The organism is Streptomyces sp. NPDC002232, from assembly GCF_042890295.1.
Lineage (GTDB): Bacteria > Actinomycetota > Actinomycetes > Streptomycetales > Streptomycetaceae > Streptomyces.
Window position 1 is genome coordinate 81,994 of sequence record NZ_JBIARV010000008.1, and the last position, 19,065, is coordinate 101,058.

Annotated in this window: 17 protein-coding genes; 12 read left to right on the forward strand and 5 right to left on the reverse strand. The window is 73.4% G+C overall.

Annotated elements, in window-relative coordinates; translation table 11 throughout:
* Positions 1 to 71: 71 nt before the first annotated feature.
* Complete coding sequence (locus tag ACFYXU_RS34270) at positions 72 to 3,140, reverse strand: BTAD domain-containing putative transcriptional regulator (protein ID WP_389461509.1); 3,069 nt, start codon at positions 3,138 to 3,140, stop codon at positions 72 to 74.
* Positions 3,141 to 3,296: 156 nt separating this feature from the next.
* On the opposite strand from ACFYXU_RS34270, the gene ACFYXU_RS34275 reads away from it, so the two are divergent.
* The 8 genes from ACFYXU_RS34275 (at position 3,297) to ACFYXU_RS34310 (ending at position 14,577) form a co-directional block, all read left to right on the forward strand.
* Positions 3,297 to 4,514: an amidohydrolase family protein gene (locus ACFYXU_RS34275; RefSeq protein ID WP_389461511.1), complete on the forward strand. Its 1,218-nt coding sequence runs from the start codon at positions 3,297 to 3,299 to the stop codon at positions 4,512 to 4,514.
* 216 nt (positions 4,515 to 4,730) lie between these two features.
* Complete coding sequence (locus ACFYXU_RS34280; RefSeq protein WP_389461513.1) at positions 4,731 to 5,951, forward strand: hypothetical protein; 1,221 nt, start codon at positions 4,731 to 4,733, stop codon at positions 5,949 to 5,951.
* 164 nt (positions 5,952 to 6,115) lie between these two features.
* Positions 6,116 to 7,033 (forward strand): LLM class F420-dependent oxidoreductase, encoded by a 918-nt coding sequence (locus ACFYXU_RS34285; RefSeq protein WP_376511831.1) that lies wholly within the window; start codon positions 6,116 to 6,118, stop codon positions 7,031 to 7,033.
* Between the two features lie 19 nt (positions 7,034 to 7,052).
* Positions 7,053 to 7,814, forward strand: coding sequence for an SDR family NAD(P)-dependent oxidoreductase (locus ACFYXU_RS34290; RefSeq protein WP_376511833.1), 762 nt, complete (start codon positions 7,053 to 7,055; stop codon positions 7,812 to 7,814).
* Positions 7,815 to 7,912: 98 nt separating this feature from the next.
* Positions 7,913 to 9,037 carry an LLM class flavin-dependent oxidoreductase gene (locus ACFYXU_RS34295; RefSeq protein ID WP_361394550.1) on the forward strand — a complete coding sequence of 375 codons (1,125 nt, stop codon included), beginning with the start codon at positions 7,913 to 7,915 and terminating at the stop codon, positions 9,035 to 9,037.
* Positions 9,038 to 9,536: 499 nt separating this feature from the next.
* Positions 9,537 to 11,273, forward strand: coding sequence for an amidohydrolase family protein (locus tag ACFYXU_RS34300; protein ID WP_376508367.1), 1,737 nt, complete (start codon positions 9,537 to 9,539; stop codon positions 11,271 to 11,273).
* A 43-nt stretch (positions 11,274 to 11,316) separates the two neighbouring features.
* On the forward strand, positions 11,317 to 12,774 hold the full coding sequence (locus ACFYXU_RS34305) for an aldehyde dehydrogenase family protein (RefSeq protein WP_376508366.1): 1,458 nt from the start codon (positions 11,317 to 11,319) through the stop codon (positions 12,772 to 12,774).
* Positions 12,775 to 13,011: 237 nt separating this feature from the next.
* Complete coding sequence (locus ACFYXU_RS34310) at positions 13,012 to 14,577, forward strand: APC family permease (protein ID WP_389461517.1); 1,566 nt, start codon at positions 13,012 to 13,014, stop codon at positions 14,575 to 14,577.
* 75 nt (positions 14,578 to 14,652) lie between these two features.
* Here the strand turns inward: ACFYXU_RS34310 and ACFYXU_RS34315 are convergent, their stop codons facing one another.
* Positions 14,653 to 14,871: a hypothetical protein gene (locus ACFYXU_RS34315; RefSeq protein ID WP_376508364.1), complete on the reverse strand. Its 219-nt coding sequence runs from the start codon at positions 14,869 to 14,871 to the stop codon at positions 14,653 to 14,655.
* A 116-nt stretch (positions 14,872 to 14,987) separates the two neighbouring features.
* On the opposite strand from ACFYXU_RS34315, the gene ACFYXU_RS34320 reads away from it, so the two are divergent.
* On the forward strand, positions 14,988 to 15,461 hold the full coding sequence (locus ACFYXU_RS34320) for a GNAT family N-acetyltransferase (protein ID WP_389461520.1): 474 nt from the start codon (positions 14,988 to 14,990) through the stop codon (positions 15,459 to 15,461).
* Here the strand turns inward: ACFYXU_RS34320 and ACFYXU_RS34325 are convergent.
* The 3 genes from ACFYXU_RS34325 to ACFYXU_RS34335 all read right to left on the reverse strand — a co-directional run bounded on the left by ACFYXU_RS34325 (position 15,427) and on the right by ACFYXU_RS34335 (position 17,242).
* Positions 15,427 to 15,894, reverse strand: coding sequence for a carboxymuconolactone decarboxylase family protein (locus ACFYXU_RS34325; protein WP_376508362.1), 468 nt, complete (start codon positions 15,892 to 15,894; stop codon positions 15,427 to 15,429). The two genes, ACFYXU_RS34320 and ACFYXU_RS34325, sit on opposite strands and share 35 nt — an antisense overlap.
* Before the next feature lie 99 nt (positions 15,895 to 15,993).
* The gene (locus tag ACFYXU_RS34330) at positions 15,994 to 16,800 is read right to left on the reverse strand and encodes a GNAT family N-acetyltransferase (RefSeq protein ID WP_389461522.1); all 807 of its coding nucleotides are present in this window, start codon (positions 16,798 to 16,800) and stop codon (positions 15,994 to 15,996) included.
* A 4-nt stretch (positions 16,801 to 16,804) separates the two neighbouring features.
* A complete protein-coding gene (locus ACFYXU_RS34335; protein ID WP_389461524.1) occupies positions 16,805 to 17,242 on the reverse strand; it encodes a nuclear transport factor 2 family protein in 438 nt (145 codons plus the stop codon).
* Between the two features lie 99 nt (positions 17,243 to 17,341).
* On the opposite strand from ACFYXU_RS34335, the gene ACFYXU_RS34340 reads away from it, so the two are divergent.
* From ACFYXU_RS34340 to ACFYXU_RS34350, 3 genes are read left to right on the forward strand one after another with little or no spacing between them, the layout of a single operon-like run.
* Positions 17,342 to 18,172, forward strand: a complete 831-nt coding sequence (locus ACFYXU_RS34340; RefSeq protein ID WP_389461526.1) for an LLM class F420-dependent oxidoreductase — start codon at positions 17,342 to 17,344, stop codon at positions 18,170 to 18,172.
* A gap of 51 nt (positions 18,173 to 18,223) precedes the next feature.
* A complete protein-coding gene (locus ACFYXU_RS34345) occupies positions 18,224 to 18,685 on the forward strand; it encodes a DUF6247 family protein (protein ID WP_376508358.1) in 462 nt (153 codons plus the stop codon).
* Positions 18,682 to 19,035: a hypothetical protein gene (locus tag ACFYXU_RS34350; RefSeq protein ID WP_389408855.1), complete on the forward strand. Its 354-nt coding sequence runs from the start codon at positions 18,682 to 18,684 to the stop codon at positions 19,033 to 19,035. The genes ACFYXU_RS34345 and ACFYXU_RS34350 overlap by 4 nt, the downstream gene beginning before the upstream one ends.
* Positions 19,036 to 19,065 lie beyond the last annotated feature (30 nt).

A 19,065-nucleotide genomic window follows, 5' to 3' on the forward strand; every position in this document is an offset into this window, starting at 1 on the left:
CCGACGCGGCGGATCGATGAGTGAAGACTGCCGCACGGTCATAAACGAACGATGAACGGGCAGCTCAACGGTCAGGCGGCGGCGGTCTCCAGCAGCAGCGCGCGCACCTCGGACTCCTCCGGCGAGCCCAGCTCCACGAAGATGTCGAGCGCCTCCCGCCAGCAGACCCGCGCCCGGCCGTGCTGCCCGATGCCGGACAGCGCGCGCCCCAGCACGACGAGGACCTGTCCGCGCCGCCACTCGCCGCCCACCCCCCTGAGGACGACCAGGGCCGTCTCGGAGTTCGACGCGGCCTGGGCGAAACGACGGGCGGCGATGTCCACTTCGGCGATCCGGAAGAGCGACATGCCCTCCCAGAGGCGCTGCCTGCTGTCCTGGAACACCTCCAGGGCCTCGGTGAGCCGTCCGGCGGCCTCGACCAGCTGCCCGCTCTGCGTCAGCGCGAGCCCCAGCGCGTACCGGCCGTTCGCGCCCTTCAGGGCGTGCCCCATGGCGTCGTACATGTCGCTGCCCCGCTGGGCCAGTTCGACCGCGATGTCGGTCTGTCCCATGGCCAGGTGGATCCGGGAGAGATTGCACAGGGCGCTGGCCTCGCCGGCGGCGTCGTCACAGGCGCGGAACGACTCCGTGGCCTGGGTGAGGAAGCGTTCCCCGTCGGCGTTGCGCCCCTGGTAGAGCGCCATGATGCCGAGGGCGTTGGCCGCCCAGCACAGCGGAAGGTCGTCGCCCGTCGTGGAGGCGAGGTCCATCGACTCGTGGGCGTGGCCGTCGGCCTGGTCGAAACGCCCCGCCACATGCTGGACGTACGCCAGGGTCAGCGCCGCGCGGCCCTCCGCGCGGAAGTCCGCCGCCCCCTGCGCCGCCTCCCGCAGGACCGTCGCCACCGTCTCGTACTCGCGGGAGTTCGCGCCCGATTCCGCCAGGTCCAGGGACGCCCACAGCAGGTCCACGCCCCGGCGGAGGGTGATCGGGGACGCGGCCGACTGGCGGACCGTGGCCAGGAGGCCGTTCGCCTCCGCGTACAGCCAGTCCTGGGCCGCGTGCCGGTCGGTGAAGGTGAGGCCCTCGTACGCCGTCGGCTCCAGATGGTCGACCAGCCGGTCGCCGGGCCGCTCGATCGCGTACACCCCGGCCGCCGTCGACAGGTAGAAGTCAAGGAGCCGGGAGAGCGCCGCCTCCTTCTCCGACGGGGGCTGCTCGTCCCGGTCCGCGCACGCGCGCGCGTAGAGACGGACCAGATCGTGGTACCGGTAGCGGCCCGGCGCCGCCGACTCCAGGAGCGAGGTGTCGACCAGCGCCTCCAGCAGGTCCTCCGCGTCCCACAGCGACAGGTCCAGGACCGCCGCCGCGGCCGCCAGCGAGATGTCCGGGCCGTCCGCCAGACCCAGCAGGCGGAAGGCGCGGGCCTGGGCCGGCTCCAGCTGGCCGTAGCCGAGTTCGAAGGTGGCCTTCACCGCCAGGTCGCCCGCCTGGAGCTCGTCGAGCCGGCGGCGCTCGTCCGCGAGCTTCGCCGCCAGGACCGAGACCGTCCAGGTGCGCCGGGCCGCCAGCCGGGAGGCCGCGATGCGGATCGCCAGCGGGAGGAAGCCGCAGGCCGCCACCACGTCGAGGGCCGCCTCGCGCTCCGACCGGACCCGCTCCTCGCCCACGATCCGCGTGAACAGCTGGAGCGCCTCCTCGGGAGACATGACGTCCAGGTCCACCAGGTGCGCCCCGGCCAGGTCGACCATGCGGATGCGGCTGGTCACCAGCGCCGCGCAGCCCGCCGTGCCGGGCAGGAGCGGGCGGATCTGGGCCGCGTCGCGGGCGTTGTCCAGGAGGACCAGGACCCGGCGGCCGTCCAGCGTGGAGCGGTACAGCGCGGCCCGGTCCTCCAGCGAGTCCGGGATGGCCGTGTCCGCCGTGCCGAGCGCCCGCAGGAAGGAGCCGAGGACCGTCTCCGGCGCGGCGGCGCCGCTCCCCGCGCCCTGGAGGTCCACGTACAGCTGGCCGTCCGGGAAGTGCGGCCGGGCCTCGTGCGCGACGTGCACCGCGAGCGTGGTCTTGCCGACGCCGCCGATGCCCGCGAGCGCCGAGACCGCCATGACGTGGCCCTCGGCGGTGGCGAGCCGCGCGCCCAGTTCCCGTACGAAGGCGGCGCGGCCGGTGAAGTCCGGGACCGTCGCCGGGAGCTGGGCCGGGCGGGCGACCGGCGCCGCCGCCGGCACCGGCTCCTCGACCGGGCGGGCCAGTTCCGCGTCGGCCTGGAGGATGCGCTGCTGGAGGCGGGAGAGCTCCGGGGTCGGGTCGACGCCCAGCTCGTCCGCGAGGAGCCGGCGGGTGTCCGCGTACACGGCGAGCGCCTCCGCCTGCCGTCCGCTGCGGTAGAGCGCCAGCATGAGGAGTTCGCGCAGGCGCTCCCGCAGGGGGTGCGCGGCGGTGAGCGCGGTCAGTTCGGAGACGGCCTCCGCGTGCGCGCCGACCTCCAGGTCGATGTCCAGGCGGGTCTCCAGGAGGGTGATCCGCCATTCCTCCAGGCGGGTCCGCTGCGTCTCGGCGTACGGGCCCGGCACGGACGCCAGCACCTCGCCGTCCCACAGGTCCAGCGCCTCGGCGAGCCGCTCCCGCGCGGCCGCGCGGTCCCCGGCGGCGCGGAGCCGGTCCGCCTCGGCGGCCAGTTCCTGGGCGGCGGTCACGTCCAGCGCGGCGGTCCGCAGCGCGTAGCCGCCGGACTCGCTGACCAGGACCTTCGGGTCGAGGGCCTTGCGGAGCCGGGAGGCGTACGTGCGGACCGCGGCGAGCGCCTGGGAGGGGGGCTCCTCGCCCCAGAGCGCGTCGATCAGTTCGTGCGCGGTGGCGGTGCGGCCGCCGCGCAGGAGCAGCGCGGCGAGCAGGGCGCGCTGCTGCGGGGAGCCGGTGGGGACGGGCTCGCCGTCGCGCCAGGCGCGGACGGGGCCGAGCACGCCGAAGCGCAGTCCGCCGTCGGCGGACGGCTCGGCGGAGGCCTTCGCCGCGGTGTCGTCGGTGTCCGCCGGCCGCTCGCCGGCACCGCCGGCGGCCGTCGTCCGGCCGTTCCGCTGTGCGGGCACAGCGGGTTCGGTCGTGGCGTCGTTCCCGCCCGGGAACCGCGCCGGAACTCGCGGCCCGTTCTCACGGTCCATCGCTCCCCCTGCCCCTGCCGCTGGTTTCGCCCTGGACAGTCTGCCTTGTCCGGAGGGACTCCGTCAGCATCGGGTCGGCCGTTGCGAGGCCGTAACACGGGCCGTTCTGGACCGCACTAGCTGACGGGTCGTCAGATCGGCGCTACCGTGAAAGCCATGGAGACCTTCCCGAAGATCATCTCGGTGGACGACCACACCGTGGAGCCCCCGCACGTCTGGCGGGACCGGCTCCCGTCCCGGTACCACGACACCGGCCCCCGGATCGTCCGCGCCCCGCTCAGGGAAATGACCTTCCTCGGGGGCAGGTTCGCGCCGGTCATGGGCGCCAAGGGGGACGAGGGCCCGATCGGCGACTGGTGGGTCTACGAGGACCTGCACCGGCCCCTCACCCGGCTCGACACCGCCGTCGGCTACGACCGGGACGAGATACGCCTCGAAGTCATCACCTACGAGCAGATGCGGCCCGGCTCCCACTCCGTCCCCGACCGGCTCGCCGACATGGACGTCAACCACGTCCAGTCCGCGCTCTGCTTCCCCACCTTCCCCCGCTTCTGCGGCCAGACCTTCACGGAGGCGGCCGACCGCGAGCTCGGGCTGCTCTGCGTCCGCGCCTACAACGACTGGACGGTCGAGGAGTGGTGCGGGCCCGAGGCGCACGGGCGGCTGATCCCGCTCACCCTCATCCCGCTCTGGGACCCGGAGCTCGCCGCCGCCGAGGTCCGGCGCAACGCCGCGCGCGGGGTCCGGGCCGTCGCCTTCTCGGAGATCCCGCCGCACCTCGGGCTCCCCTCGGTCCACACGGACCACTGGGACCCCTTCTTCCGCGCCTGCGACGAGACCGGCACGGTCATCGCCATGCACATCGGCTCCTCCAGCCGCATGCCGTCCACCTCGGCCGACGCCCCTCCGGCCGTCGGCTCCACCATCACCTTCGCGAACTGCTGCTTCTCGATGGTCGACTGGCTGATGAGCGGCAAGTTCGAGCGCTTTCCGAATCTGAAAATCATGTACGCCGAGGGGCAGATCGGGTGGATCCCGTACATCCTGGAGCGCGCGAACGTGGTCTGGGAGGAGAACCGGGCCTGGGGCGGCGTCGCCGACAAGGTCACCCGCCCGCCGTCCGAGCTCTTCGCCGAGCACGTCTTCGGCTGCTTCTTCGACGACGCCTTCGGGCTGCGGAACCTCGACGCGATCGGGGCGGGGAACGTCCTGTACGAGACGGACTACCCGCACTCGGACTCGACCTGGCCCCGGTCGAAGGAGGTCGGCGAGGCCCAGATGGGACACCTGCCCCCGGACGTCGTCGAGCGGATCGTGCGGGGCAACGCGATCGACCTCCTGGGGCTGACCCCGGAGGGGCTCTGGCGGCCGTAGCACCGGCCGGGCGGCGCGCGGCCGGATCCGCCCGAAAGGGCCCGGCCGCGCGCCGGTTCGGGCTGCTCGTCGCCGCAATGGCCCAATGAGGCCGCGCTCTGATGGCGGAGCGTCATGGACTGCGCGCAAATAGTACTCAAGTGTGCGTTTCTTGCACATCACGAGACAGCCAGTGGGCAGCCCCCCGAGGGGGTGCCCACGAACGGAGCCTGTGACATGACCCCCGACCTCCCGCACCGCCCTCACGCGGACGACGACATAGAACGCCCCGAAGCGACCGACGCCTCCCCGACCTTCACCGAAGCCCCCGAATCCGCAGAAGCAGCAGCATCCACAGAGCTCCGCCCGGGTCTGTCCCGCGTGCCGGTCGTCTCCTCGTCACCGGTGCCCGCCGCCCACCCCCGCCCCGAGCACCCACCGACGGCCCCCGCGGCGCCGGTCCCCGAGCGCCCACCGACGGTCGAGGCGGAGCCCCCGGCCGAAGTCGGGCCGTACGCCGCCCCGGAGGTCCCGGTCGACGCGGAGCCGTACGCCGCCCCGGAGCCCCCCGCCGACGAGGACGTCCCCGAGGAGTCCGGTGACGAGGCGGTCCGCACGCTGTTGCGGACGGCGGCCACCGAGCGCCCCGTGGAGGAGGTCGCCACGCTCGTGGCCCGCCTCCAGGAGACCGGCGAGCTCTCCAGCCCCGCCGACGTGGCGCTCCGCGCGGCGGCCGTCACCCGGCCGCTGGAGGAAGTGCGCCAGCTGCTGGCCCTGTTGAACGCCTCCGGGTACGACCTCCACCAGGCCGAGACCACGCTGCGCGCCGCGGCGGTGGGCCGCCCGGTCGAGGACGTGGTCCGGCTCGTCGGCATCCTCGGTGCCGACAGCAGCGACTGGCAGCCCGCCCCGGACGGGGGCGACGGCCCGGCGCGGACGTCCGCACCCGAGGGTGCCGCGCCGCCCGCCACCGCCCCGCGCCGGGGCCGGGGCGCGGCGAAGGGCCGCAGGTCCCCGCTGGACGGCGCCCTGGCCGCGGGACCGGGCAGTCACACCACCTCGCCCGCGCTGCGGTCCGTGCTGCGCTGGCCTGCGGCCCTCGCGCTCTTCGCGTCCGGCCTCGTCCACCTGCCGACGGACCTCGACGGCCTGCGCTCCGGCGGTGACGCGCAGGCGCTGTCCGTGGTCGTCACCGTGCTCTGCCTGGCCTGCGGGCTGTGGCTGGCGGCCCGGGACACCCTGATCGCCTGGGCCGCGGCGGCCGGTGTCGCCGTCTTCGTCATCGCGCTCCACGGCGTCGCGGGCGCCCGCACCGTCGACCTGATGGCCGGCAGCCTCGGCACCACCTTCGCCTGGGCGAAGGCGCTGGCGCTGCTCAGCGCCGTGGGCATCGTCTGTCTGGCCGGCACGGCCGTGGTGCGCCACGCGCGGGCGGCCGGAGCGGCGGACAGCACCTGACCCGACCCTTCCGCACCGCACGCGCCCCCGCCCGGACGGCTCCCCGCCGCCCGGGCGGGGGTGCGTCGCGCACCGGGACTCCCCGACCCCTTGCCTGATGGATCGTCAGGTACGAGCATGGGCCTGCCCGACAGAAGTGACGGTCCGTCAGATTAGGGGTTCCCATGGTGGTCTACGGCATGCAGCTGCCGGTCCAGTCGCAGAGCACCCTCTACGCCGAGGCCTGGGAGGCCGCCGCCGGTCCGGCGGACCTGCTGGCCGTGGCGAGGGCCGCCGAGGCGCACGGCTTCGACTACCTCGCGAGCTGCGACCACGTCGCCATCCCGCGCCGGCTGGCCGGACCGATGAGCACCGTCTGGTACGACCCGGTCGCCACGCTCTCCTTCCTCGCCGCCGCCACCGAGCGGGTCCGGCTCCTCTCGCACGTCGCCGTCGTCGGCCTGCGCCACCCACTCGTCACGGCCAAGGCGTACGCGACGCTCGACCACCTCTCCGGCGGCCGGCTGGTCCTCGGGGTCGGCGCCGGGCACGTCCAGGAGGAGTTCGAGGCGCTCGGAGTGGACTTCGCCCGCCGGGGCGCCGTGCTCGACGAGACGGTCGACGCGCTGCGGGCGGCCCTCGGGCCCGAGGAGTACCCCGAGCACCTGGGGGAGCGGTTCGCCTTCAAGGACCTCGGGCAGCTGCCCCGGCCCGCGCAGCAGCGGGTGCCGCTCTGGGTGGGCGGTTCCTCGCCGGCGGCCGTGCGCCGGGCCGCGCTCAAGGGTGACGGCTGGCTGCCGCAGGGGGACCCGCGCCCCCGGCTCGCCGAGCAGATCGGGAAGCTGCTCCGGATCCGCGCGGAGGCCGGGATCGCCGAGCCGTTCACGGTCGGCGCGATCACCGAGGCGCTGTACGTCGGCCCGCCCGGCTGGGAGGTCGGCCGCCGCACCCTGAGCGGCCGCCCCGAGGAGCTCGCCGCCTCGCTGCGCGCGTACGGGGAGATGGGCGTGCACCAGATCCAGGTCCGGTTCCGGTCCCGGAGCCGTGCCGAGCTCACCGACCAGATGGCGGCCTTCGGCACGGAGGTCGCCCCCCACCTGTAGACCTCTAGGGAGTACGGACATGGGCAAGCTCGACGGGCGGGTCGTCCTCGTCACCGGAGCGGCGCGCGGGCAGGGCGAGCAGGAGGCGCGGCTGTTCGCCGCGGAGGGGGCCAGGGTGGTCCTCGGGGACGTCCTGGACGACGCGGGGGAGGCGCTGGCCAAGGAGCTGGGGGCGGACCGGGCGGCGTACGTCCACCTGGACGTGACCAGCGAGGACGACTGGACGGCGGCCGTGGCGGCCGCCACGGAGCGGTTCGGGAGGATCGACGGGCTCGTCAACAACGCGGGCATCCTCCGCTTCAACGAGCTGGTCTCGACGCCGCTGGAGGAGTTCCGGGCGATCGTGTCGGTGAACCAGACCGGCTGCTTCCTGGGCATCCGCACGGTCGCGCCCGAGATCGCGGCGGCCGGCGGCGGGACGATCGTCAACACCGCCTCGTACACGGGGATCACCGGCATGGCCGGGGTCGGCGCCTACGCGGCGACGAAGCACGCGGTCCTGGGGCTCACCAGGGTCGCGGCCCTGGAGCTGGCGGGGAAGGGCATCCGGGTGAACGCGGTCTGTCCGGGCGCCATCGACACCGCCATGAGCAATCCGGAGGGCGTCGACCCGGCCGCCACGGCCGAGCTGTACCGCAAGCTCGTGCCGCTCGGGCGGATCGGCCGGCCGGAGGAGGTGGCGGCGCTCGCGCTCTTCCTGACCGGGGAGGACTCGGCGTACATCACGGGCCAGCCGTTCGTCATCGACGGCGGGTGGCTGGCGGGCGTCAGCCTTTTCTGACGCAGTGTCAGGTATTGACGCACCTGTGCGGCGGTGCGAGAGTCGGGCCATCAAGAAATCTGACGGATCGTCAGATCAGACGAGGACGGTGAACCCCCTTGGAATTCGGGATCTTCGTACAGGGATACGTCGGCAAGCGCGCCGAGACCGATCCCGAAGCCGAGCACAAGGCCCTCATGGAGGAGACCGAGTACGTCATCCAGGCGGACCGGTCCGGCTTCAAGTACGCCTGGGCCTCCGAGCACCACTTCCTGGAGGAGTACTCCCACCTCTCCGCCAACGACGTCTACCTGGGCTACCTCGCCCACGCCACCGAGCGGATCCACCTCGGCTCCGGCATCTTCAACCCCCTCGCCCCCGTCAACCACCCCGTGAAGGTCGCCGAGAAGGTCGCCATGCTCGACCACCTCTCCGGCGGCCGCTTCGAGTTCGGCTCCGGGCGCGGCGCGGGCTCCCACGAGATCCTCGGGTTCATGCCGGGCATCACCGACATGAACCACACGAAGGAGATCTGGGAGGAGACCATCGCCGAGTTCCCCAAGATGTGGCTCCAGGACGAGTACCCCGGCTTCCAGGGCAAGCACTGGTCGCTGCCGCCCCGCAAGGTCCTCCCCAAGCCGTACGGGAAGTCCCACCCGGCCATGTGGTACGCGGCCGGCTCCCCCTCCTCGTACGCCATGGCCGGGAAGATGGGCCTCGGCGTCCTCGGCTTCAGCGTCCAGAAGGTCTCCGACATGGAGTGGGTCGTCGAGTCCTACAAGAACGCGATCAAGGAGGCCAAGGCGGTCGGCGACTTCGTCAACGACAACGTCATGGTGACCTCGACCGCGATCTGCGCCGAGACGCACGAGAAGGCCGTCGAGATCGCGGTCGGCGGCGGACTGAACTACCTCCAGTCCCTGCTCTTCCGCTACCACGACACCTTCCCCCGGCCGGAGGGCATCCCCGAGTGGCCCGAGCTCCTCCCCGAGTACTCGGCCGAGATCATCGAACTCCTCATCCAGGAGGAGCTGATGATCTGCGGCGACCCGTCGGAGGTCCTCGCCCAGTGCGAGCGGTGGGAGCAGGCGGGGGCGGACCAGCTGTCCTTCGGGCTCCCGATCGGGATCTCGTACGAGGACACGATGAACTCGATCAGGCTGATCGGGGAGCACGTGATCCCCCGCATCGACACGGACCCGGTCCACCGCACGACCCGCATGCGACAGTCCTCGGGCACGTAGCCCGGCCCGCCACCGCGGGGCCCGCGCCCGGAGCGGGCCGCGCCCGTGCGGGCCTTCGCCCCGCGCGCCGTGTGCCCGCGCCGCCCTGTGCGGGCCGTCGCCCACGTCCGTGTGGGCGCTCGCCCGTTGCCCGTGTGGGCAATCGTCCCGCTGGGGCGGGACGGGTGGGCACACGGGACGGCGCGCTGAGCGGCGCCTCCGCGTTCTGCGCCCCGGCCCGCACCACAAGTGACGGGCACGAATCGGTGCGGGTCCAGGCGCAGGAGCCTCTGGCGCCGGCAGGGCACGGGTCCGTTGTGCCCACCCGTTCCGCCCCTTGCGGAACGCCTGCCCACAACGGGCGGGGCGCCGCCCACAACGCGCGGGGGCGCAGCACGAAGCGCGGGGTGGTGTCTTCCCGGATCGCCGCCCCGTACCGGCCCCGGCCGGAGGCCGTTCCGCGGCGGCCCCGGTCCGGGGCACACCCGCGTCCACGGAGAACGGACAGAGAGGGACCGTCATGCTCGACCACCTGATCACCGGCGCCACCGTCGTGGACGGCACCGGCGCCCCCGCCCGCGTCGCCGACGTCGGCGTGCGCGACGGGCGGATCGTCTTCCCCGTCCCCGCCGGGGCGGAGGCGACCGCCCGGACCACCGAGGACGCCACCGGCCTGGTCCTCGCCCCCGGCTTCGTCGACCCGCACACCCACTACGACGCCCAGCTGTTCTGGGACCCGTACGCCACCCCGTCCATGAACCACGGCGTCACCACCGTCGCCGGCGGCAACTGCGGCTTCACCCTCGCGCCGCTCCACCCGGACCGCCCCGAGGACGCCGACTACACGCGCCGCATGATGTCGAAGGTGGAGGGCATGGCCCTCAAGGCCCTGGAGGAGGGCGTCGACTGGAGCTGGTCCTCCTTCGCCGAGTACCTGGACGCCCTGGAGGGCCGGATCGCCGTCAACGCCGGCTTCATGGTCGGCCACTGCGCCCTGCGCCGGTACGTGATGGGCGCGGACGCGGTCGGCGGGCAGCCGACGCCCGAGCAGCTGGAGCGGATGGTCGGCCTGCTCAAGGAGGCCATGGAGGCCGGCGCCTGGGGCCTCTCCACCACCCAGTCCGCCACCCACTCCGACGGCGACGGCGCCCCCGTCGCCTCCCGGCACGCCACCCCCGCCGAGCTCATCGCCCTGTCCAGGGCCGTCGGCGAGCACGAGGGGACGCAGATCGAGGCCATCCTCGCCGGCTGCCTGGACCAGTTCTCGGACGACGAGATCGAGCTGTTCGTCGAGATGACCGCCGCCGCCGGGCGGCCCCTCAACTGGAACGTCCTGACCGTCGACGCCGCCGTCCCCGAGCGCGTCCCGCGCCAGCTGACCGCCTCCGAGCGGGCCCGCAAGTCCGGCGGCCGGATCGTCGCCCTCACGATGCCGATCCTCACCCCGATGAACATGTCGCTCGGCACCTTCTGCGCCCTCAACCTCATCCCCGGGTGGGGCGAGGTCCTCGCGCTCCCCGTGCCCGAGCGGATCGCGAAGCTCCGCGACCCGGAGGTGCGGGCCGTGATGCTGCGGCGGGCGGACTCCCGGGAGGCCGGCGTCTTCCGGCGCCTCGCCCGCTTCGACCGGTACGTCATAGGGGACACGTACAGCCGTGAGAACGAGGGCCTCACCGGCCGCGTCGTCGGCGACATCGCGGCCGAGCGCGGCCAGGACCCCTTCCAGGCCCTCGTCGAGATCTGCGCCAACGACGACCTGCGGACCGTCCTGTGGCCGATGCCCAGCGACAACGACCCGGCCTCCTGGGCGCTGCGCCGGGAGACCTGGGACCACGAGGACGTGCTGCTCGGCGGCTCGGACGCGGGCGCGCACCTGGACCGGATGTGCGGGGCCCCGTACACGACCCGTTTCCTCGGGGACTGCCTGCGCGGCCGGAAGCTGGTCCCGCTGGAGAGGGCGGTGAAGATGCTGAGCGACGACCCGGCGCGGCTCTTCGGTCTGCGGGAGCGCGGCCGGATCGCGGACGGCTTCCACGCCGACCTGGTCCTCTTCGACCCGGAGCGGATCGACGCGGGCCCGGCGACCCTCGTGCACGACCTGCCGGGCGACAGCCCGCGCCTGGACTCGCGGGCGGTCGGGATCGTGTCGGTGCGGGTCAACGGCGTGGAGACGGTGCGGGACGACGAGGTGACCGGCGCGATCCCGGGCCGGGTGCTGCGCTCGGGCCGTGACACGAGGACGGTGAGCACGCGATGACCCGGTCCGAGCGACTCTGTGACACGAGGACGGTGAGCACGCGATGACCCGGTCCGAGCGCCTCTACATAGGGGGAGAGTGGGTCGAGCCCGACGGCGGCCACTACGAGGTGATCGACCCGGCCTCGGAGGAGGTCGTCGGCCTCGCGCCGGAGGCCTCGCGGGCCCAGGTGTACGAGGCGGCCGCCGCCGCCCGCGAGGCCTTCGCGACCTGGTCGCGGACGAGGCCGGAGGAGCGGGCGGCGATCCTCGACCGGGCCGCCGACCTGATGGACCGGGACGCCGAGGCGCACACGCTCCTCGCCCGGGCGGAGACGGGCGCCACCACCGGCACCGCGCGCGGGATGCAGGTCGCGGTCGGCTCCGCCCGCTTCCGCCGGTACGCGCGCGGGGCCCTGGAGCCGGTCGAGCAGGCGCTGCCCCCGCAGATCAACGAGGCGGGTCCGATGGGGCGGGCCGGGGTGTTCGGCGCGGTGGCGGTGCGGCGCCCGGTCGGCGTCGTCACCTGCGTCACCTCGTACAACAACCCCTGGGCCAACCCGGCGGGCAAGATCGCCCCGGCGCTCGCGATGGGCAACACGGTCGTGGTGAAGCCGGCGCCGCAGGACCCGCTCTCCGTGTACGCGATGACCCGGGCCCTGGCGGAGGCCGGCGTCCCGGCGGGGGTGGTGAACGTCGTCACCGGCTCGGCGCCCTCGGTCGGCGAGGCGGCCGTCGACTCCCCGGACGTCGACATGGTCTCCTTCACCGGCTCCACGGCCGTCGGGCAGGCGATCGGCGAGGTCTGCGGCCGCGCGCTCAAGCGGCAGCTGATGGAGCTGGGGGGGAAGGGGGCGGCGCTGGTCTTCGACGACGCCGACCTGGACGCGGCGGTGGCGGGGATCGGGACGACCTTCGCCTTCTACAGCGGCCAGATCTGCACCGCCCCGACCCGGGTCCTCGCCCAGCGCGGGATCTACGAGCGGCTGATCGGGAAGCTGACCGGCTACCTCGCCTTCATGAAGGTGGGCGACCCGGCGGAGCAGGGGACGGTGGTCGGCCCGGTGATCTCGGCGGCCCACCGGGACCGGGTGGAGTCGTACGTCGAGCTCGGGCGGAAGGAGGGGGCGAGGGTCGTCGCGGGCGGCGAGCGCCCGGACTTCGCCCGGGGCTTCTACGTGGCTCCGACGCTGCTCGCCGACTGCACCCCGGAGATGCGGGTGGTGCGGGAGGAGATCTTCGGCCCGGTCGTGGTGGTCGTCCCCTTCGACGGGGAGGAGGAGGGGATCGCGCTCGCCAACGACAGCGACTACGGCCTGATCGACTACGTGTGGTCCGGCGACGTGGCCCGCGCCTTCCGGGTCGCGGCCCGGCTGAGGGCCGGCGGGGTGGGCGTGAACACGATCGGCCGGAACATGGAGGCGCCCTTCGGCGGCTTCAAGAAGAGCGGGGTCGGGCGGGACGTCGGCTCGTACGCGCTGCACGCCTACAGCGAGCTTCAGGCGGTGGTCTGGCCCGGCTGAGACACCTGCGGAAAATTCTTCGGGAAAATTTCGAAACGGACATTCGGGACACTGCTGCGGTTCCCGCATATCGGACACTCGCGACCGGACCTACCGGTTGGTCGGCTCGCCCGGTTGGTCGATCTTTCAATCATTGGCGAGTGTCCGATTCGCCCATGCAATGCAAGGCAATGATCGATCAAGTGAGCGGACTTCGATCCTCCGGATGTGGAAACCGCAGCATTTAACGTCCTGTTCATGACTCAGGTGGACGTGCGGCCGCAGGCCGGAGACACGGTAAGGGGCGTCGACGCTCAGGGCGGCACCTCCGGCGTGCGCACGAAGGGCCTCGGCGGCAACTCCGTCGGACTCCTCGGCAGTGCCGTCATCGGCATCTCGACCGTCGCCCCGGTCTACTGTCTGACCTCCACGCTCGGCTCCACCGCCGGCGAGGTCGGGCTCCAGATGCCCGCGATCTTCCTTGCGGGCTTCCTCCCGATGCTCCTCGTGGCCTTCGCCTACCGGGAGCTCAACAAGGTCATGCCCGACTGCGGCACCTCGTTCACCTGGACCGTGAAGGCCTTCGGGCCCCGGATCGGCTGGATGTGCGGCTGGGGCCTCGTCATCGCGACGATCATCGTGCTGTCCAACCTGGCCGGCGTCGCGACCTCCTACTTCTGGCTCCTCGCGGGAGAGATCAGCGGCAGCGACTCCGTCGCCGCCCTGGACGACAACAAGGCCGTCCACATCCTCACCTGCCTGACGCTCATCGCCGTCGCCACCGCGATCAGCTACCGGGGCATGACCGCCACCAAGGGCCTCCAGTACACCCTCGTCGGCCTCCAGCTCGTCGTCCTCGGCGTCTTCATCGCCATGGCCATCTCCAAGGCCGGCTCCTTCGAGACCTCGGTCGACTTCTCCTGGTCCTGGATGAACCCCTTCGCGGTGCAGTCCTTCGCCGCCTTCACGGCCGGACTCTCGCTCTCGATCTTCATGTACTGGGGCTGGGACGCCTGCATGGCGACCAACGAGGAGACCACCGGCAGCGCCAAGACGCCCGGCCGGGCCGCCCTCATCGCGATGGTCGTCCTGGTCGGCTCGTACCTGGCCACCGGCGTCGCCGCCCAGATGGTCGTCGGCTCCGGCCAGCAGGGCCTCGGCCTCGCCAACCCGGAGACCTCCGACAACGTCTTCGCCGCCCTCGCCGGCCCCGTCATGGGCCCCACGCTCGGCATCCTGCTCTTCGTCGCGGTCCTCGCCTCGGCGGCCGCGAGCCTCCAGACCACCTTCATCCCGGTCGCCCGCACGGTGCTCGCGATGTCCACATACGAGGCACTGCCGAAGTCCTTCACCAAGGTCCACCCGGTCTTCAAGACGCCCGGCAAGGCCACCATCGTGGCCGGCGTCGCCACCGGCGTCTTCTACACCGTGATGACCCTGGTCAGCGAGCACGTCCTGGTCGACACCATCTACGCGCTCGGCCTGATGATCTGCTTCTACTACGCGCTGACGGCCTTCGCCTGCGTCTGGTACTTCCGCGGCGAGCTCTTCCGCTCCGTCCGCTCCTTCGCCTTCAAGGGCCTCCTGCCGGCCCTCGGCGGACTCATGCTGACCGCCGTCTTCGGCAAGACCCTCTACGACATGTGGGACCCGGCCTACGGCTCCGGCTCCGCGGTCCTCGGCGTCGGCTCGGTCTTCGTCATCGGCGTCGGGCTGCTGCTCCTCGGCGGGGTGATCATGCTGGTGATGCAGCGGAGGAGCCCGGCGTTCTTCCGCGGCGAGATCCTCACGAAGGAGACCCCGTCCCTGGTGGTCGCCGACTGACGCCCTCCCCGGGCGTCCGGAAACGCGGAGGCGGCGGGCCCGTGGGGGGTCCCGCCGCCTCCGTCATGCCCGGGGTCAGTGGTGTCCGGGGAGCAGGCGCTCCACCGCCGTGTTCGCGGGCGGCAGGCCGTGCGTGCCGGCCGGCCGGGCCTTGGGGGTCAGGACGCCGCTGAGCGGGACGACCGAGGGCAGGTTCATGCCGCCGGTGTCGGCGGCGGCGGTCCCGGCGGCCGCGCCGGCGGCACCGGCGGCGGCGAAGACGGTCAGGGCGGCTGCGGTGAGGATCCTCTTCATGCCCGCTCCAACGCGGACGGCACGCGTCCGGTTACGACCGCGGGAGCGGGCCGGTCCGTGTCCGCAGGCGGGCCCGGGCCCGCGTGCGGGGTCGGGCGGCTCCCTAGGATGCGCGCATGCACGGTGAAACGAACTGGTCGCTGCGCCCGGGCCGCCCCGAGGACGTCGAGCCGATGGCGGAGCTGCGGGCCGAGGCCATGCGCTCCGACCTCGAACGCCTCGGCCGCTACGACGAGCACCGGGTGCGCCGCCGGCTGCGGGAGGGCTTCTCGCCGGCGCACACCTCGGTGATCGAACTGGACGGCGCCTTCGCCGGATGCGTGACGGTGCGCCCGTACGAGGACGGCGACGGGCTCTACCTGGAGCACTTCTACCTGGCCGCCGAGACCCGCGGCCGGGGCCTCGGGACGGCCGTCCTGCGCGCGCTGCTCGGCCGGGCCGACGCGGCGGGGGCGCCGGTCCGGCTCGTGGTCCTGCGGGGCAGCGCGGCCCGCCGGCTCTACGAGCGGGAGGGGTTCACCTTCGAGTCCGAGGACCCGGTGGACGTGACGCTGGTCAGAACCCCGAGCCCGCGGGCTGCCGGACGGTGACGTTGAGCCGGTTGAACAGGTTGGTGACGGCGACCATCAGCACGATCGCGGCGAGCTGCTTCTCGTCGAAGTGGTCGGCGGCGGCGTCCCACACCTCGTCCGGCACCGCGTCCGAGACGTCGGCGAGCCGGGTCGCCGCCTCGGTGAGGGCGAGCGCGGCCCGCTCCTCGTCCGTGAAGTACGGCGTCTCCCGCCAGGCGGCGACGGCGAACAGCTTCTCGTCGGCCACCCCGTTCTTCCGGGCGCTCCGGGCGCCGTGGTCGACGCAGAAGCCGCAGTTGTTGATCTGGCTGGCCCGCAGGTGCACGAGCTCCAGGACCGACTCGTCGACACCGCCCTGACGGGTGGCGGCGACCAGCTTCTGGATCGCCGGCCCTGCGTCGGCCAGGACGTGGGCGGGGTTGCTCATCCGGGCGGTGGGCGTGTGCGCCATGGTGATCGCTCCTCGGGGTCGGTCGTTCGCTGCCTTCACCGCATTGACGGACCGGACGCCGGGGATGTGACAGGGCGGGCGAAGATTTCTCGGGATTCCTCAGGCCCCGCCCGCCTCCGCCCCGGCCCCGGCCTCCCCGTGGGTCTCCGTCTCCACCTCTTCCGTCTCCGCCTCCGCGATGAGGGCGGTGGCGACCGTGCGGAAGCCGAGCCGGCCGTAGAGCCGGGCCACGTCCGCGTCCGAGGCCGTCAGGAAGACGAGCTCCGTCCCGCGGGCGCGGGCGTCCGCGACCAGGGCGGCCGTGACCGCGAGCCCGAGGCCCCGGCGCCGCTCCGACGGGACGGTGCCGACCCCGACCACCTCGGAGACGGCCCCGACGGGCTGGTGCTGGCCCGCCGCGAGGGCGCCGCCACCGGCGTCCAGGGCCGCCGCGAGCCGGGTCAGACCGGCGGTGAGGCGCGCGGAGACCAGGGCGGTGCTGCCGGGCGGCGGCTCCGCCCCGAAGGCGGCGAACGGGGCGGCGACCGCGCTCCCCAGGGCCGGGTCGGCCGCGCCCACCATCCGTACCGTGACGCCCTCGGGCTCCGGCACGGCGAGCGGCTCGCCCTCCAGGACCATCAGCGGGTGCTCGTGCACGGTCAGCCCGGTCGCCTCCACGGCGGCCCGGAGCCCCGGCGTCGTCTCCGCGACCCACTCGAAGGCCTCGGGCACGCCGAGATCCCGCTGCCGGGCCCGCACGGCCTCCACGGCCGCCACGGGGACCTCGCCCGCGTGACCGAGCGCGGGACGGGCGTAGTAGGGCCAGCCCACCCCCTCCTGCACGAACAGGGTGAGCGGCCCGAACGGCTCGGCGCGGGCGGCGGAGCGGGGGACGGCGTCGTAGTACGTCTCGATGCGATGCAGCACCGGCTCATCCAAGCAGGCTCGACGGGGGAAGGGCGGGGGGATTTCCCTGCTTCCAGGCGATCCGCAGGTCGGCGCGGGACAGCCGCCAGCCGTCTGCGGTGCGGACGAGGTCGTTGTCCGTCCGTCCGCCGGAGACGAACAGGGCGCCGTCGGCCGCGAGGACGTGCGTGGAGAGCTGGTTCCCGAGCAGGGTGGCGCGGTCGCCGTCGACGTCGATGACGTAGTTCGAGCCGAAGTGGACGGTCCGGTCGAAGAGCGCCATCGCCCCGCCGACGTTCGCGGCGATGGCGTCACGGCCGCGGACGTCCCCGGCGGGGGTGGACGTCGTCGCGTCCTCGGTGAAGAACGCGGCGGCCCAGGCCCCGTCGAACGGGCCGCGGTCGTCGAGGGAGCGGAGGTAGAGGTCGAAGAGGCGGGTGATGGCGATGATGTCCGTGGTCATGCGAGAAGCCTCGTACCTCAAGCAAGCTTCAGGTCAAGGGGCGGCGAGAAGCCCCGCGTACCTCTCGGAAATCCGCGCCGCACGCCCTACCGTGCCCCCATGCGGATCTCGACCACGATCTTCCTGACCGACGAGACCATCGGCCCCGTGCGGCTCGCGCGCGAGCTGGAGCAGCGCGGCTTCGCGGGGCTCTACCTCCCCGAGCACACCCACATCCCCGTCTCCCGCGAGACGCCCTACCCGGCGGGCGGGGAGCTGCCCCGGGAGTACGCCCGCACGCTCGACCCGCTGGTGGCCCTCGGCCAGGCCGCCGCGGTCACCGAACGCCTGGGCCTCGGCACCGGCATCACCCTGATCACCCAGCACGACCCGATCGTCCTCGCCAAGCAGATCGCCACCCTCGACCACCTCTCCGGCGGCCGCTTCACGCTGGGCCTCGGCTTCGGCTGGAACCGGGAGGAGGCCGCCGACCACGGCGTCGACTGGGCCACCCGCCGGGAGCTCGGCCGCGACCGGCTCGACCTGATGCGCGCCCTGTGGGCCCCCGAACCGCGGGCGTACGAAGGGGAGCACGGCGAGTCCGTCCGCGCCTCCGAGGTCTGGCCGAAGCCGGCCGGCGGCGCCCCGCGCGTCCTCCTGGGCGGCGCGGCGGGCCCGAAGCTCTTCGCCCAGATCGCGGCCCAGACCGACGGCTGGATGCCGATCGGCGGCCGGGGCCTGACGGAGTCCCTCCCGGTCCTCCGCGAGGCCTGGGACCGCGCCGGCCGCGCCCCGGAGACCCTCCAGCTCGTCCCGTACGCGGTCCTCCCCAGCCCCGGCAAGCTCGCCCACTACGAGGAACTGGGCTGCGAGGAGGTCGTCCTCCAACTGCCCCCGGGCGACGAGAAGGAGGTCCTGGGGGTGCTCGACGGGTACGCGCGGTACCTGTGAGGCCCCCGCCTCCGATTGACTTCGGAATACGTTCCGAAGTACGGTCGGTCCATGCTGACCCAGAGTGTGTCCTTCTCCGAGCTCTCCAAGAACTCGAAGCGGGTCGCCGAGCGGCTCGACAGGGCGTACCGCCTGCTCGTCACCCGCCGCGACGGGGAGGACCTCTACCTCACGACCGCCGGCTACGACCAGGAGCGCGAGGAGACGGCCGACGTCACGGCCCGCCTCCTGGTCGCCCTCCTCGCCGCCGACGGCGGGGCACGCGTCATAGGGCGGGCTCTGCCCGCGGTCTTCCCCTGGGCGCGACACCTCTCCCCCGAGGAGAGCCGGGAGTTCGCCGAGGACCTGGCGAACGCGATGCACGACGCCGCACAGCTGGACGTGCACGCCGGCCTCCACCGCACGATCGTGGAATGGCGGGCGACGGCCCGCGTCCTCGCCGACCCCGGCCTCACGGCCCGGCTGACCCGACCGCTCCCCGACGAGGACCATGGCGAGGTGACGGCTCCGTGACCCCGAAGCGCGGCGACGAGGTCGCCCCGCCCGCGGTCGGAGAGGAGTGGCGCCTGCGCTTCGCGACGAACGTGGCGGCGAAGGCCTGGGGCGAGCTCGGCGCCGAAGCGCCGGGCAACACCCGGCGGTGCTTCGAGGCGCTGCGCCGCGATCCGCTCCGTCAGGACGACCCGGACCGCCGGCACCGGCTCCGCGGCCGCCTCGCCACCGGGACGCTCGGAGGGCGCGCCCTCCCGCAGTGGGAGTACGAGGTGACGGCCGGCGGCCGAGTCCGGTACCTCGTGGACGAGCCGCGCCGCACGGTGCACCTCGTGTACGCGGCACCCCGTCATCCCAAGGACACCGACTGACCGACCTTCCTGCGGGGACCCGAACCTCCG